We start from the raw sequence: 15,051 nt of genomic DNA, 5'->3' as shown, positions 1-15,051 counted from the left end.
GCAAGTTTGCGCCGCTTGCGCCTGGCCTGTGTGTTGCTTTGTGATGGCTGTCCGCCCGTTTTATGTGCATAATTGCTGTTAGATAATTGTCTGATTGCCCAACCGATGCCATTCCAACCAGCCGCCACGGCACCGCTTCTGCATGGCCAGTAATATTTATCGCAGCCTGCGCCTCCGACTGAGCGCCCTCTACGGCCTATCCATCTACGGCGCTTTAATGCTGGTCGTGTTTGGCGGCCTTGTCATTCCCGCCATTATTGGCAGTTATTTGCTGATCGGCGTGCACGAGCAGCAATCGGCACGCACCGCGCTGAATGAGTCGCTGCAGCGCAATGCCGACATCCTGGCCTTGGGCATGCAGGAATCCTTGTGGAATATGAATGCCGAATCGGCCAACTCCCTGGTCGAATCGGTGATGCGCGACCGTTCGGTGTTGCAGGTGGAAGTCACGGGCCAGGCCGATACCCAGTTCATTCATGTGGAGGCGCCCAAGCGCGCCATCGGCAATGTCTATCGTGCCGAGCGTGAAATCATGGTGCGCGGCGAACGGATCGGCCGCATCATGGTCGAAATGGACGATGCGCGCAGCCAGCAGGAGCTGCGCGAGAAGCAGCTGTCCTATGTTTTCGTGCTGGCGGCGCAGCTGACGGTGTCGCTGGTGCTGATCGTGCTGTTTCTGAACGCGCGCCTGATCAAGCCTTTGCGCAAGCTGATGCGCTTTTCCGATCGCCTCTCGCATGGCGATTTCGAAACGCGCATGGAACTGTCCAGCGGCGATGAGCTGGGCCGCCTGGCCGGCCAGCTGGAGCAGATGCGGGTGGCGATCAAACATCTGTTCGAGGATATCGGCCAGCGCGAGGAGCGCTTCCGCACCATCGTGACCCAGGTGCCGGGCGCCGTGTTCCGTTTCCGCCCCGATGGCCCTATCGATTTCGTCAGCGACGCCATCGAGGATATCTCCGGCTACAGCGCGGCCCAGTTCATGCGCAGCACCACCCACTCCTGGGCCAATCTGATCTGCCCCGAAGACCGCAAGATGCAGCGCCGCGCCGTGACCCAGGCGATCAAGGATGGGCGGCCTTACGAAATCGAATACCGCATCGTCGATGCCAGCGGCACCGAGCGCTGGGTGGCCGAGAATGGCCAGCCGCAGCCGTCCGACGCCGGCAGCGCGCCCTGGGTGGACGGCATCATCTCCGACATCAGTCCGCGCAAGAACAATGAGATGCGCATCGAGGCCTTGCTGGCCGAGCAGAGCGCGATTCTCGACAACGTGATGTTCGGCGTGATGTTCGTGCGCAACCGCGCCATCGTCTCCGTCAACCGGCGCTGCGAGGAATTGTTCGGCTACGAGCCGGGCCAGATGCTGGGCAGTTCGACCTCGATCGTGTTCCCGACTTCCTTCGACTTCGAATCGGCCGGCGCGCGCCAGTACCCGACCCTGAGCAACGGCGAATACTTCAGCGAGGAGCGCCATTACCGCCGCAAGGACGGCACGCTGTTCTGGTGCATGGTGAGCGGCTGCGCCATCGACCAGAACCGCCCGAATGAGGGCAGCATCTGGGTCTATGCCGACATCACGGCGCGCAAGGAGGCCGAGGACAAGCTGCGCCTGTCGGCCACCGTGCTGGAACATATTGCCGATGGCGTGATGGTGATCGATGCGCGCGGCACCATCGTCGCCATCAACCCGGCCTTTACCCAGATCACCGGTTACACCGAGGAAGAAGCGCTGGGGCGCGACCGCATGCTGACCCGCTCCGGGCGCCAGGACGACGCCTTCCACGAAGGCTTGTGGAAGGAGCTGGAAACCACCGGCTACTGGCGCGGCGAGATTTGGAACCTGCGCAAGAACGGCGAGCAGTATCTGGAGTGGCTGACCCTGAGCGCGGTGCGCGACAGCCGCGGCATCGCCACCTACTATGTGGGCGTGTTCAGCGACATCACCCAGGTCAAGGAGTCGCAGGAAAAGCTTGACCATCTGGCCCACCACGATCCGCTGACCGCGCTGCCCAACCGCCTGCTGTTCAACGACCGCCTGCAGCACGCCTTGCAGCGCGCCGGACGCGAAGGCGAGCAGCTGGCGCTGCTGTTCATCGACCTGGACCGCTTCAAGAACGTCAACGATACCTTGGGCCACCACATCGGCGACGAGCTGCTGAAGCAGGTGGCGCACGCCCTGTCGGACAAGCTGCGCGAAGGCGATACCCTGGCCCGCCTGGGTGGCGACGAATTCATCGTCCTGCTGGAAAACGTGGACGGGCAGTTCAGCGCCAGTCTGGTGGCGGAAAAGCTGGTGGGCATGTTCGAGCAGCCCTTCATGGTGGCGGGACACGAGCTGTTCGTCACCTGCAGCGTGGGCATCAGCCTGTTCCCCGAGGATGCGCAGGACATCAATATGCTGATCCGCAATGCCGACGTGGCCATGTACCAGGCCAAGGCGCGCGGCCGCAACGGCTACCGCTTCTATGCGCCGTCGATGACGGGCGAGGGCGTCGAGCGCCTGCGCCTGGAAACCTTCCTGCGCCGCTCCATCGAAAAGGAAGAGGTCTTCCTCAACTACCAGCCCCAGGTTGAAATCGATACCGGCAAACTGATCGGCGTGGAAGCGCTGCTGCGCTGGAACCATCCGGAACTGGGGCTGGTGCCGCCGTTCCGCTTCATCCCCCTGGCCGAGGATACGGGCTTCATCAACCAGCTGGGCAAATGGGTGCTGTATGAAGCCTGCCGCCAGATGGTGCGCTGGCAGGAGGCCGGCCTGCATGTGCCGAAGATCGCCGTCAACCTCTCGGTCAAGCAGTTCGAGCGCGGTTCCATCGTCAGCATGGTGGCCGACATCCTGCGCGAAACGGGGCTGGAGCCGCAGCGCCTGCAGCTGGAAGTGACGGAATCGGTCATCATGAACACCGGCGACGCCATGGCCTTCATCAATGACCTGCACAAGATCGGCGTCGGCCTGGCGATCGACGATTTCGGCACCGGCTACTCCTCGCTGGCCTACCTCAAGCAGCTGCCGGTGCAGACGCTGAAGATCGACCGCTCCTTCATCAAGGACATCTCCACCGACGTCAACGACGAAGCCATCGCCATCGCCATCATCCAGCTCGGCAAGAGCATGAACCTGTCCGTGATCGCGGAAGGCGTCGAAACCGACGAGCAAGCCGCCTTCCTGCTGCGCCACGGCTGCAACCAGGCGCAAGGCTACTACTACAGCCGCCCCGTCAGCCCGGAAGACCTGCTGCAGCGCTGGAAAAGCTGACTACAGCCGAGCCCGTGTCCACCTTGGGGTCAGACCCCAAATCGGACACAAGCTCTGCTATGACACAGGCAAAGATGCCGATTACACGGCTCAGTTCGTGTCCACCTTGGTGCCAGGCACCAAGGTGGACACGGGCTGAGCCTTAGGGCTTAGAGGGTGGCGTGCAGCAGGGTGCGCAGATTGCAGTCTTGCTGCCATTGGCGGCGCTCGGCGCTGCTGGCGGCCAGGCGCTGCATTTCTTCGTCGCTTGATTCGGCCTGGGTTTCGATCAGGCGCTGGGCGACATTGGCGTCGGGCAGCATGGTGCCGAAAAAGGCGACGGTGTCGTGGCGCTGGATCAGCAGGGTAGGGAAGTTTTCCACATCGAGGTCGCCGACGACGTCGGCGTGGTCTTCGATGTCGACCCAGAGGAAGTATTTGTCCGGATTGCGCGCGGCCAGGCTTTCGAACGTGGCGCGGTAGCTGCCGCAGGTGCCGCACCAGGCGGCGCACAGGCAGGCGACGATCAGGCGGTCCTGGGCCAGGGCGGCGGCTACTTCGGCGCGGTTGTCGGTATCAAGGGTGGTGGCGTGCATAGGGTGGGTATTGTACATCGCCGCGCTGGGCCGTTGCCGCCTTGGCGGGTTAAAATACCGGAATGCCGATTATCCTTGCAATTGAAACTTCCTCCGAAATGGCCAGTTGCGCGCTGCTGCGCGATGACCAGATTTATTCCCGCGAGTCGTCGGGCGTGCGCACCCATTCGCAGTCCGTGCTGCCCATGATCCAGGAGCTGCTGGCCGAAGCCGGCATTGCCCTGGCCGATGTCGATGCCATCGCCTATGGCGCCGGTCCCGGTTCCTTTACCGGCGTGCGCACCGCCTGCGGCATCGCCCAAGGTCTCGGTTTTGGCGCGGCCAAGCCGCTGCTGCCCATCGTGACGCTGGACGCCGTGGCCCTGGCTTGCCGCCAGCGGCATGGCGCCGGCGCGGTGCTGGCCGTGCTCGACGCGCGCATGAACGAGGTGTATTGGGCGCAGTACCGTTTCGACGGTGAGGCGCCGCAGGCGATGCTGCCACCGATGCTGTCCGCGCCTGAAGGCGTGCAGCCTGCCGCCGTGGATGGCGCGCTGGCCGCTTGCGGCAATGGTTTTACGGCGTATGCCGAGGCCTTGTCCGGCCTGGCCTGCGCCGCCGGCGCCCATGCGGCGCTGATGCCGCATGCGGTGCAGATCGCGCAGCTCGGCGGCATCGCTTTCGCCGCAGGGCAGGGCGTCACGGCCGCCGCCGCCCAGCCCCTGTATCTGCGCAATAAGGTCGCTTATACCAAGGCCGAACGCGAGGAAATGAAGGCCGGTGGAGCGGGCGCATGACGCAGCAATGGGATCTGGCGCAGCTGATTTACGAGCCGATGCAGGACAGCGACCTGGATGAGGTGGTGGCGGTCGAGCAGCTCGTTTATCCCCACCCCTGGAGCCGGACCAATTTTGCCGATTCGCTAAACCAAGGCTATCAGGCCTGGGTGCTGCGCGACGCCTCGCGCGAGCTGCTGGGGTATTTCCTGATCATGGGCGTGGTGGATGAAGCCCATTTGCTGAACGTGGCCGTGGCGGCGCGCTGGCAGGGCAAGGGATTGGGGCGTTTTCTGCTGAACCAGTCCGCGGCTTGCGCGCGTGGGCTGGGCATGGAATCGATACTGCTGGAAGTGCGTCCCTCGAACCAGCGGGCGCTGGATATCTACCGGCGCTATGGCTTCATTGAAATCGGGCGGCGCAAGGCTTACTACCCGGCGGCCAACCAGCAACGCGAGGACGCCATCGTCATGCGGTTCGAATTATGAGTCAGACTTCACAACGCAGCGCCGTCTTCCTGGCGGAGATGGGCATCGCTCCGCATTGGAAGCTGCGCCAGCACGCCGATGCGTTCCAGGATGAGGCGCCGGATGCCGTGCTGCATCCCGTGGAAACAGCGCAGGCCGCGCCTGCGCCATCCGCCCCGCAAACCGTCGCTCCCGCCGTGCAGACTGCGCCGCCCGTGGCTGCACCGTCTGCCGTCGCGCCGTCTGCCGCGGCATCGGATGACTCGAACGCCTGGTTTGACGATGCGCCAATACCAGCGCCGGCCCCGGTAGCCGCCGCCCCCGCGCCCATGCGCGCGCCGGCAACCCCTTCCCAGCCCGCAGCGCAGCGCCCGGCCGCACCGCGTCCGCCTGCGCCGCCGCTGGACGATTCGACAGCCTGGTTCGACGACGCGCCCATGCCCGCGCCAGCCCCGGCGCGCGCGCCGGCCGCAGCGGCGCCGGCAGCCGGTCCCGTCTCCGACGCCGCCATCGCCGCCATGGATTGGCCGCAGCTGCAAGCCGCCGTCAAATCCTGCACGCGTTGCGAGCTATGCCACAGCCGCAAGGCCGCCGTTCCGGGCCGGGGCGATCAGCATGCGCAATGGCTGGTGCTGGCCGCCGCGCCAAGCGCTGCCGACGAAGCCGATGCCGCCGCCGGCGGCAATGCCGGCCCGCTCAGTGACGAAGCCGGCAAGCTGCTGGACAATATGCTGAAAGCCGTCGATCTGAGCACCGTCGAAGGCGCTTACATCGGCACCCTGGTCAAATGCCGCCCGTCCGGCGCCGACGGCGGCGAGCGCGCGCCGAGCGCCGACGAAGTGGCGGCCTGCCGTCCTTTCCTCGACCGCGAACTGGAATTGAGCGGCGCGCGTCTGCTGCTGGCCATCGGCCACCCGGCCGGCAAAGGCTTGCTGGGCGCCGCCGCGCGCGGCAAGGTGCTGCGCTACGATGGCCGTCCGACCGTGGCGACCTACCATCCGGCCGATCTGCTGCGCCGTCCTGAAGACAAAGGCAAGGCTTGGGCCGATCTGTGCCTGGCCCGTTCCGCCCATGCTGGACGACTCTGACAGCGCCAATCCATTGAGTTACCAGGCGCGCTTCCACCGCGCCTGGGGCCACCTGACGCGGCCTGCGGTGCGCGCCCTGGCCTGGTTATTGGATTCTCCCGACCTGCTCGACCCGGCCTCACCGCATTGGCAGGACCGCATCGCCACCCTGGGTACGCCCAGCGCCGCCACCGCCACCTGGCTGGCCGCGCTGGATGCCGATCCCGCCCCGCTGGAAGCGGCGCTGGGCAACAAGTTCTACTCGCGCCTTGGCCTGTATGCCGAAAAGCTGATGGCCTTCTATTTCGAGCAGCACGGCGTATTGCAGGCGCATGGCCTGCAAGTGCGTACGGCGCGCAATGAAACCGTGGGCGAGTTCGACTTCCTGCTGCGGCAGCGGGGGGAGCTGGTGCATATCGAATTCGCCACCAAGTTCTATCTGCTGGATGGCCAGCCCGATCCCGGCAACTTCAACCGCCTGGTCGGTCCGAATCTGGCCGATACCCTGGGCCTGAAAATGCGCAAGATCTTTGCCCAGCAATTGCAACTGGCCTGGCATCCCGCCGCCCAGGCGATGCTGGCGCAGCCGGTGGACAAGGCGCAGGCGCTGATCAAGGGCTGGCTCTTCTATCCGCAGCAGAACCCGCCCGTGTTCGAAGGCGTGAGCCCCGGCCACTGCCGCGGTCATTGGCGCACGCTGGAGGAATTCGGCGCGGCGCAAGGCGAGCGCTTTGTCGTCATGCCGCGCCTGCAATGGCTGGCGCCCCTGAAAGCCACGGCGGCGCCGGTCAATGGCGAGCCGGCGCCGACGCCGCCCGCGCAGGAGCGGGCTGCCTTGCAGGCGCTGTTGAGGGAGAAGTTTGCGCAAGACCCGTCGCCGGTGATGGTGGCGACGGTCAGGGAGGAAGCGGGCTGGCTGCTGGAAACCGAGCGCGCCTTTATCGTGCCGGACGACTGGCGCGAGCGCGCCGCCGCCCGCCGCAGCGCGGGCGACTTGCCCAGCTAGATCAGTGTTTGTGCTCGCCGATCAGCGAGAGCGAATCCTTCTCGCGCTGATTGGCCGCATGCAGGCGCATGATGTAGTACATCAGGCCGGCCACCGACAGGCCGAACATGATGATGATTGCGTTCAGGCCCAGACCCAGGCGCAGCATCAGCGAATACATCGCCAGCATGGTCAGGATGGACAGGTTCTCGTTGAAGTTCTGCACCGCGATCGAATGGCCGGCGCTCATCAGCACGTGGCCGCGATGCTGCAGCAGGGCGTTCATCGGCACCACGAAGAAGCCGGACAGCACGCCGATCACGATCAGCAGGGCATAGGCCACATATACCGAATGCACCAGCGGCATGCAGGCCACGATGATGCCCATGGCGATGCCGAGCGGGATCACGCTGAGCGAGTTGCGCAGGGTGATGATGCGCGCCGACATGACCGCGCCCACCGCCACGCCGATGGCGACCACGCCGACCAGGGTAGTGGCTTTGTCGAAGCTCATGCCGAGCGCCTTCTTGGCCCATTCCACGACGATGAATTGCAGGGTGGCGCCGGCGCCCCAGAACAGGGTGGTGACGGCGAGGGAAATCTGGCCCAGCTTATCTTTCCACAGGATGTTGACGCAGCGGGAGAAGTCGGCGATCAGCTTGACCGGATTGCGTTCCTGGTGCTCGTACACATAGCCGGTATCGGGAATGCGCAGATTGAACAGCGCCGCCAGCACGTAGACGAAGCCCAGCACCACCAGGGCCGATTCGGTCACGGTATCGATGCCGGTTTCGATCAGCGGCATATCGAAATTGAGCAGCATGGTGGCGGTCTTGCCCGCCACCAGGGCGCCGCCCATGACGGTGCCCAGAATAATCGAGGAAATGGTCAGGCCTTCAATCCAGCCGTTGGCGGCCACCAGTTTTTCGGCCGGCAGCAATTCGGTCAGGATGCCGTATTTGGCCGGAGAATAAATTGCCGCACCGAAACCTACGATGGCGTAAGCTAACAGTGGATGCACATGCACGAAGAGCAGCATGCAGCCGAAAATCTTGATCAGGTTGGCGATGAACATGACCCGGCCCTTGGGCAGGGCGTCGGCGAAAGCGCCGACAAAAGCGGCCAACAGCACGTAAAACAGTACGAACGACAGCTTAAGCAGCGGCGTAATCCACGCCGGGGATTTCATCGAAATGAGCAGGTCGATTGCTACGAAGAGCAGCGCATTATCCGCCAGCGACGAAAAAAACTGCGCTGCCATGATGGTATAAAAACCACGATTCATTCTGGGGGGACCTGGAAACTTATCTTGGCGTGCTTTATACCATAAATAAATGACAGTCAGTAGTTTCAGCCCTCCAGCCCCGGGCTGCGCTTATTGCGGCGGAATGGCGCCCACCGGCGCGCGGCTCATGAAGCGGCCCAGCAGCAGGCTGGCTTGCTGCCGCGCCAGATTCTGCTGCTGATTGTTGAGCTTGCTGATATCCAGCGGCTTCGCATAATGCTCGCCCAATTGCTCGCCGAACAGTCGCCAGGCGTAGGCATTCACCATATCGCCTTCCGCCGCATATAGCTGAGCCAGCACGGCAGGCATCTGACCGTGGCCGCCTACCGCCGCGTCGGCGAAATGGCGCTTGCCGACAAAGCGCGGATCTTCATCCAGCTGGTAGCCATCTTCTTCCAGCAGGGCCGGACCCTCGTAATAGTATTGCTGGCCCAGCTGCAGCAGGGCATAGATGTCGCCGGCCTTGGCGCGCTTCTGCAATTCCTTCAGTGGCAGCGTGAAGTATTCCTCCGGCGTGTAGTAGCCGCCTTCTTTCATCTGCTCCTTGCGCCGCTCGATCGCCCGTGGCTGGCTTTCCGCGAGCGGGGCTGCGCGCCCGAATGGCGAGCGGGACCAGGATGGGGTGTCGGGACTGGCCGATGCTGCCGGCGCGGCCGGTGCCGCGGCTTTGCCGGCTGGCGCCGCTGCGCTGGCGATGGGCACGGATGGTGCTGCCGGCACGGTGTTTTGTTCGGCGGGCCAGGTGAAATAGAGAAGGGCTGCGGCCATGGCGGCCAGCGCGAAAATTTTTTTCATCAAAATGGTTTGCAGCATGCCTGGCTGCTGGCCGGACCGGCCGGCAGCCAGGAAATCACGAAAGAAGCAGCTTAGGGATTGCAGGCACCCCAGGCCCAGCCGTTTTGCAGTGCCAGCATCTGCGCGTCACGCTGGCTGCAAGCGGGGAATTTGTAGGTCATGCGCGATTGCAGCCGGGGCGAGATGCAGACCGTGTAAATGCTGACCGGGGCGCCATTCGGGCAGGTGGGGCCGGGCGGTTTCGGATTGGGCGGCTGTGGCGTTGGATTCGGATCGGCCGGGGTGGACCAGAAGGTCGTGCCGTAACGGTGTTCGGCATCCCACAGCGTGATGTTCAGCGCGCCCGTGGTGGCATGCACGCTGAAGCCGTAATTGCCCGGTGCGCGGCCGCCGGTATTGCTGGCCCATTTGGCGTTGCCCGCGTCGTCGTACTGCACCAGATTGCCGTCGGCCTGCATCACGGTATGGGTGGCGCCACTGGAGTAGCTGGCCCAGATCGGGGTGCCGCCGGTGCAGGTATTGCTGCGCGGACGTTTGTAGACCACCAGATTGCTGTCGGCTTGTTGCACCACGCAGTATTCGCCGCCGGTTTCGATGAAGTCGCCGGCGCGCAGCACGCCGCCGGTCGGCAGCTCGCGGTAGGCGGTGGCATGGGCGCTCAGGGAAGCCAGTGCCGCCAGGGCGGCAGCGCAGATTTGCAGATGACGCATTAAGATTTCCTTAAGGTTGAGAAAATGAAAATAATACCTTTGGGAAATCTTGTAAAGACTATCAAAATGTAACAGTGTGGCGGGAATACGATAGAGCAGCGGCTTGACAAGGCAACCATATCTTTCGCCTGGCTCGGGTAAAATACCGGCTCCCTCATTTGTCCGGAAACTCCATGCCTAGGCCGATTCTTGCAAGTATTCATATTGACTCGATGAAACATAATTTGGCGCGCGCCAAAGCCTGCGCGCCCGATTCCAAGGCCTGGGCGGTGGTGAAGGCGCATGCGTATGGGCATGGCCTGGAGCGCGCCATGCGCGGCTTTGCCGAGGCCGATGGCCTGGCCCTGGTCGAATTCGATAACGGGGTGCGGTTGCGCGAGCTGGGCTGGAGCAAGCCTATGCTGATGCTGGAAGGCTTCTTCGACGCGGCCGATCTCCAGACCATGGACCACTACCAGCTGAACGGCGCTGTGCATTGCGAGGAGCAATTGGCGCTGCTGGAAGCGGCGCGTCCCGCGCGCAAGCTCGATGTGCACCTGAAAATGAATACCGGCATGAACCGCCTCGGCTTCAAGCCGGAAGCGTTCCGCGCCGCCTATGCGCGCCTGCGCGCCATCCCGCATGTGGGCGAAATCACCCTGATGACCCACTTCGCCAACGCCGACGAGGCGGCCCATGCCTGCCTGCCGATCCGCGAACAGATCCGCCGCTTCAAGCTCGGCGCGGACGGCTTGGCGGGGCCGCTGAGCCTGTCCAATTCGGCCGGCATCTTCCAGATGGACGCGCTCGACGGCGAGCTGGTCAGCGACTGGATCCGTCCCGGCGTGATGCTGTACGGCGGCACGCCGGGCGGCAAGAGCGCCGAGGAATTCGGCCTGCTCCCGACCATGACCCTGGCCAGCGAGATCATCGGCGTCCAGCAGATCGAAGCCGGCGACTACGTCGGCTACGGCAGCCGTTTCCAGGCTGCGGGCAGCATGCGCATCGGCGTGGTGGCTTGCGGCTACGCCGACGGCTATCCGCGCCACGCGCCGGTCGACACGCCGGTCCTGGTCGACGGCGTGCGCACCCGCATCGTCGGCCGCGTTTCGATGGATATGCTGACCGTCGACCTGACGCCGCTGCCGCAGGCGCGGGTGGGCAGCCGCGTGGTGCTGTGGGGCGAGGGCATGCCGATCGACGAGGTGGCGACGGCCGCCGGCACCATCGGCTATGAGCTGATGTGCGCCCTGGCGCCGCGCGTGCCCGTCGTCGAAGGCTGAACATGGCCAAGGCAAAGACCAACTACACCTGCAGCGAATGCGGCGGCATCAGCAGCAAATGGACCGGCCAGTGCGCCGCCTGCCAGCAATGGAACACGATGGTGGAGACGGTGATCGAGGCGCCCGGCGCCAACCGCTTCTCGCAAAGCGCGCACCAGGCGCTGGCCCAGACCGCGCCGGTGCTGTCGCTGAAGGATATCGAGGCGCTCGACGTGCCGCGCTTCGGCACCGGCATCGAGGAATTCGACCGCGTGCTGGGCGGCGGCCTGGTGGCGGGCGGGGTGGTGCTGATCGGCGGCGATCCCGGCATCGGCAAGTCGACGCTGCTGCTGCAGGCGCTGGCCAATATGGCCCAGTTCAAAAGCGTGCTGTATGTCAGCGGCGAGGAATCGGGCGCCCAGATCGCGCTGCGCGCCAAGCGCCTGGCCGTCGATGCGCATGAGCTGAAGCTGCAGGCCGAAATCCAGCTGGAGAAAATCCTCAACACCCTGCATGAGCTGAAGCCGCAGGTGGCCGTGATCGACTCCATCCAGACCCTGTATTCGGACGCGCTGAGTTCAGCCCCCGGCTCGGTGGCCCAGGTGCGCGAGTGCGCGGCCCAGCTCACGCGCATGGCCAAGCAGAGCGGCGTGACCATCATCCTGGTCGGCCACGTGACGAAGGAGGGCGCCCTGGCCGGGCCGCGCGTGCTCGAACACATCGTCGACACCGTGCTGTATTTCGAGGGCGACAACCATTCCAGCTTCCGCCTGGTGCGCGCCATCAAGAACCGCTTCGGCGCGGTCAATGAGCTGGGCGTGTTCGCCATGACGGACAAGGGCTTGAAAGGCGTGTCCAATCCCTCGGCCCTGTTCCTGTCCCAGCACGATAACCAGGTGCCCGGTTCCTGCGTGATGGTGACGCAGGAGGGCACCCGGCCGCTGCTGGTGGAAATCCAGGCCCTGGTCGACGCCAGCCACCTGCCGAACGCGCGCCGCCTGTCGGTCGGCCTGGAGCAGAACCGCCTGGCCATGCTGCTGGCCGTGCTGCACCGCCACGCCGGCATCGCCGCCTTCGACCAGGACGTGTTCATCAACGCCGTCGGCGGGGTCAAGATCACCGAGCCGGCCGCCGACCTGGCGGTGCTGCTGGCCATCAATTCCTCGATGCGCAACAAGGCGCTGCCGGCCGGTTTCGTGGTCTTTGGCGAAGTCGGGCTGGCGGGCGAGATCCGGCCCGCGCCGCGCGGCCAGGAACGCTTGCGCGAGGCGGCCAAGCTGGGCTTTTCCATCGCCATGATTCCCAAGGCGAACGTCCCGAAACAGCCGGTCGAAGGCATGACCATCATCGCCGTCGAGCGCATCGACGATGCCTTCAGCCGCTTGCGGGAACTGCAATAGTTCGTATTTGGCAATTTTGAACTGTTAGGCGATTGAATGCGCAGTAGAATACCGCGTGTTCCGACCGTGGCGCGCTGGCACCACGGCGTGGCGCCCTCCGCGCCATTTCCGTCCTGATACTCAAAAGAGCGATTAAAGTGCTAGCAGACCAAAGACAAGCGGCGCGCAAGATCCTGCGCGTGAAGGCAATGATTTTGATGGATGGCGGCACCCCGATGGCCGCCCGCACCTTCGACCTCGGCACCACCGGCATGTCGGTGACGAGCGATCATAAAGTCGAGATCGGCAAGCTGGGCCAGGTGGTCTTCGAGATGCTGGTGGACGGCAAGCCGCAACTGTTGACTTGCCGTTCGAAAGTGACGCAGTGCATTTTCAGCGGCGACGAATTCAAGGTCGGCTTCGCTTTCCAGAACCTGGATCAGGCCGTACTGACGGCCTTGACGCGCTTTATGCGCTGAGCCGGGGCGGCGGCGGGCAGGGCGGCAATTCCACCTCTGTTCGCCGTTTTGAAAAAGCGCCAAACGTGGATAATAATTAAGATCATCCCTCGGACCATCTAACTTTTCCCACGGATACACGGACACTCAGCCATGATCAATCCTTCCATCATTTCCTCCATGTACGGCAATAGCGGCAGCCTGGGTGGCCTGGGCTCGCCCTCGTCCGCCGTCTACGCCAAAGTGGAGCGCGCGCTCGCCGGCCAGGCCGGCGTGGCCCAGCGCCTGAACACCAGCCTGGCCAGCAGCCAGACCAAGCTGTCCGGCCTGGGCCAGTTGCAGAGCGCGCTGGCCGACTTCCAGGCGGTGGCCAAGGGTTTGTCGGGCAGCGGGCTGAGCACCAGTGCCACCTCGTCCGGCAAGGGCGTGCTGAATGTGAGCAGCGGCGCCACGGCCAAGGCCGGCAGCTATGCGATCGATGTCAGCCGTCTGGCCCAGGGCCAGGTCTTGACCAGCGAGACGCAGCTGTCGAACAGCGCCAAGATCGGCACCGGCGCGCCGGCCACGATCAAAGTCGAGTTTGGCGTGCAGGGTGATAAGGGCTTTACGCCAGGCAAGGACGCGGTCAAGAGCATCACCATCGACAGCAGCAATAACACCCTGGACGGCATTGCATCCGCATTCAAGGCGGCCGGCATCGATGCCAGCGTGGTCAAGACCGGCGGCGGTTTCGCGCTGGCGATCAAGGGCGCGGACGGCGAAGCGCAGAGCATGCGCATCAGCGTCACCGGCGATGCGGCGGTCAAGGATATGCTCGCCTACAACGGCGCGGCCAATTCCAAGCTGACCCAGACCCAGGCGGCCCAGGATGCGCTGCTGACGGTGAACGGCAAGCAGGTGCAGAGCGCCAGCAACACCCTGGACAAGGCCGTCGACGGCTTGAAGCTGACCCTGACCGGCAAGGGCAAGACCGATGTGACGGTGACGCAGGACGCCAGTCAGATCGCGTCCAATGTCGGCAAGTTCGTGGAAGCGTTCAACAGTCTGAATACCCGCCTGGGCGTGCTGCAAAAAGGCGATCTGAAATCCGGCAATGCCGTGACCCAGGCCAGCACCCAGCTCAGCCAGCTGATGCGTACCGGTGGCGGCAATATTTCGACCACGGCGCTGGCCGATGCCGGCATCAGCTTCGACAGCTCGGGCAAGGCCCAGCTCGACGAGAAAAAACTCAAGGCCGCGATCGCCGCCGATCCCGCCGCCGTGTCGGCCCTGTTTACCAATGGCGGCAAGGGCATTGCCGACCAGGTGGCAGGCCGTATCGACAGCCTGACGGGCGCCGACAGCGCGCTCAAGCGGGAAGCCGCGTCGGTGGGCAAGGAAATCACCAATCTCAACGGCAAGCGCGCCGAGCTGTCGAAAGCGCTGACGGCCCAGGCCAATGCGCTGGTCAAGCTGTACACGCAGCAGGAACAGATGGGCAGCAATCCCGCCCTGCCGGGCTATACCGGGCCGCGTTCGCTATTCGATATGTTGGCGTAAGCATCTGCTGCTGAGCGCCTAGTTGCGTTTGCTGCTGGGGAAGTAGAAGCCGATGACCAGGGTCACCAGCGGCAGCACGCCCACCTTCACCAGTTCGAACACTGCGGCTGCAGCCGGGCTCTCCGGCTGCAGCCAGTAGGCACTGAATACGAGAATACAGAGCAGGAAGAGGCAAAGCAGGATCTGGCGTGCAAAGCGAAGCCGGGTCGCGGCATTGATGCGGGAGACATCGCCGCGACCGCCTAACTCCTTGGGCCATTTGTCACTCATAGGGTCAGCAAAAGACGCTTTCCAGCACATAGACAGGTTCGATCTTGTCCCCGTCCTCATGTACTACCGCCAGACTGTTCCCCTTGCCGAACTCGCGGTCGGCGATGGAGAGCAGGCATAGTCCCAGCCGGATTGCTTCGCCTATGGGTACGTGGTGGCGTTGGGAAATCTCGTTCAGGCGATCCTCGATTTCCTCGGTCATCTCAAAAGTCATTTCAACCATGATCTTCCTCCTCTGCTTGCCAGGACGCCTAGGGCGAAAGAAA

At 64.1% G+C, this 15,051-nt stretch carries 15 protein-coding genes; 9 read left to right on the top strand and 6 right to left on the bottom strand.

The window, feature by feature from the left end; translation table 11 throughout:
• The first annotated feature begins 142 nt into the window (after positions 1–142).
• Positions 143–3,259 carry an EAL domain-containing protein gene (locus tag FHS03_RS07230; RefSeq protein WP_183440334.1) on the top strand — a complete coding sequence of 1,039 codons (3,117 nt, stop codon included), beginning with the start codon at positions 143–145 and terminating at the stop codon, positions 3,257–3,259.
• A 149-nt stretch (positions 3,260–3,408) separates the two neighbouring features.
• Here FHS03_RS07230 and FHS03_RS07225 read toward each other — a convergent pair whose 3' ends face one another.
• Positions 3,409–3,834, bottom strand: a complete 426-nt coding sequence (locus FHS03_RS07225) for a thioredoxin family protein (RefSeq protein ID WP_183440333.1) — start codon at positions 3,832–3,834, stop codon at positions 3,409–3,411.
• A gap of 62 nt (positions 3,835–3,896) precedes the next feature.
• Between FHS03_RS07225 and tsaB the strand changes: the two genes are divergently transcribed.
• The 4 genes from tsaB to FHS03_RS07205 are packed head-to-tail and all read left to right on the top strand — an operon-like array spanning position 3,897 to position 7,129.
• Positions 3,897–4,610, top strand: a complete 714-nt coding sequence (tsaB, locus tag FHS03_RS07220; RefSeq protein WP_183440332.1) for a tRNA (adenosine(37)-N6)-threonylcarbamoyltransferase complex dimerization subunit type 1 TsaB — start codon at positions 3,897–3,899, stop codon at positions 4,608–4,610.
• On the top strand, positions 4,607–5,077 hold the full coding sequence (gene rimI, locus FHS03_RS07215) for a ribosomal protein S18-alanine N-acetyltransferase (RefSeq protein WP_183440331.1): 471 nt from the start codon (positions 4,607–4,609) through the stop codon (positions 5,075–5,077). Before tsaB ends, rimI begins: the two co-directional genes overlap by 4 nt.
• Positions 5,074–6,144, top strand: a complete 1,071-nt coding sequence (locus FHS03_RS07210; RefSeq protein WP_183440330.1) for a uracil-DNA glycosylase — start codon at positions 5,074–5,076, stop codon at positions 6,142–6,144. The genes rimI and FHS03_RS07210 overlap by 4 nt, the downstream gene beginning before the upstream one ends.
• Positions 6,128–7,129: a DUF1853 family protein gene (locus FHS03_RS07205; protein ID WP_183440329.1), complete on the top strand. Its 1,002-nt coding sequence runs from the start codon at positions 6,128–6,130 to the stop codon at positions 7,127–7,129. The genes FHS03_RS07210 and FHS03_RS07205 overlap by 17 nt, the downstream gene beginning before the upstream one ends.
• A 1-nt stretch (position 7,130) precedes the next feature.
• Here FHS03_RS07205 and lplT read toward each other — a convergent pair whose 3' ends face one another.
• The 3 genes from lplT to FHS03_RS07190 all read right to left on the bottom strand — a co-directional run bounded on the left by lplT (position 7,131) and on the right by FHS03_RS07190 (position 9,898).
• Positions 7,131–8,393 (bottom strand): lysophospholipid transporter LplT, encoded by a 1,263-nt coding sequence (lplT, locus tag FHS03_RS07200; RefSeq protein WP_183440328.1) that lies wholly within the window; start codon positions 8,391–8,393, stop codon positions 7,131–7,133.
• A gap of 90 nt (positions 8,394–8,483) precedes the next feature.
• Positions 8,484–9,206 carry a hypothetical protein gene (locus FHS03_RS07195; protein ID WP_183440327.1) on the bottom strand — a complete coding sequence of 241 codons (723 nt, stop codon included), beginning with the start codon at positions 9,204–9,206 and terminating at the stop codon, positions 8,484–8,486.
• 53 nt (positions 9,207–9,259) lie between these two features.
• Positions 9,260–9,898: a hypothetical protein gene (locus FHS03_RS07190; protein WP_183440326.1), complete on the bottom strand. Its 639-nt coding sequence runs from the start codon at positions 9,896–9,898 to the stop codon at positions 9,260–9,262.
• Between the two features lie 173 nt (positions 9,899–10,071).
• On the opposite strand from FHS03_RS07190, the gene alr reads away from it, so the two are divergent.
• The 4 genes from alr to fliD all read left to right on the top strand — a co-directional run bounded on the left by alr (position 10,072) and on the right by fliD (position 14,515).
• Complete coding sequence (gene alr, locus FHS03_RS07185; protein ID WP_183440325.1) at positions 10,072–11,160, top strand: alanine racemase; 1,089 nt, start codon at positions 10,072–10,074, stop codon at positions 11,158–11,160.
• Between the two features lie 2 nt (positions 11,161–11,162).
• On the top strand, positions 11,163–12,539 hold the full coding sequence (radA, locus tag FHS03_RS07180) for a DNA repair protein RadA (protein ID WP_183440324.1): 1,377 nt from the start codon (positions 11,163–11,165) through the stop codon (positions 12,537–12,539).
• Positions 12,540–12,676: 137 nt separating this feature from the next.
• Positions 12,677–12,997: a PilZ domain-containing protein gene (locus FHS03_RS07175; protein WP_183440323.1), complete on the top strand. Its 321-nt coding sequence runs from the start codon at positions 12,677–12,679 to the stop codon at positions 12,995–12,997.
• A 132-nt stretch (positions 12,998–13,129) separates the two neighbouring features.
• On the top strand, positions 13,130–14,515 hold the full coding sequence (fliD, locus tag FHS03_RS07170; RefSeq protein ID WP_183440322.1) for a flagellar filament capping protein FliD: 1,386 nt from the start codon (positions 13,130–13,132) through the stop codon (positions 14,513–14,515).
• A gap of 18 nt (positions 14,516–14,533) precedes the next feature.
• On the opposite strand, the gene FHS03_RS07165 is transcribed toward fliD, so the two are convergent.
• The gene (locus tag FHS03_RS07165; RefSeq protein WP_183440321.1) at positions 14,534–14,785 is read right to left on the bottom strand and encodes a hypothetical protein; all 252 of its coding nucleotides are present in this window, start codon (positions 14,783–14,785) and stop codon (positions 14,534–14,536) included.
• A gap of 4 nt (positions 14,786–14,789) precedes the next feature.
• Positions 14,790–15,008: a hypothetical protein gene (locus FHS03_RS07160; protein WP_183440320.1), complete on the bottom strand. Its 219-nt coding sequence runs from the start codon at positions 15,006–15,008 to the stop codon at positions 14,790–14,792.
• Between the last annotated feature and the right edge of the window lie 43 nt (positions 15,009–15,051).

The sequence above is a fragment of the Pseudoduganella violacea genome (assembly GCF_014191875.1).
In the GTDB taxonomy this organism is placed as follows: Bacteria; Pseudomonadota; Gammaproteobacteria; order Burkholderiales; family Burkholderiaceae_D; genus Rugamonas; species Rugamonas violacea_A.
The sequence above is the reverse complement of the archived record's forward strand: the minus strand, read 5'-3'. Positions and strand labels throughout refer to the sequence as shown.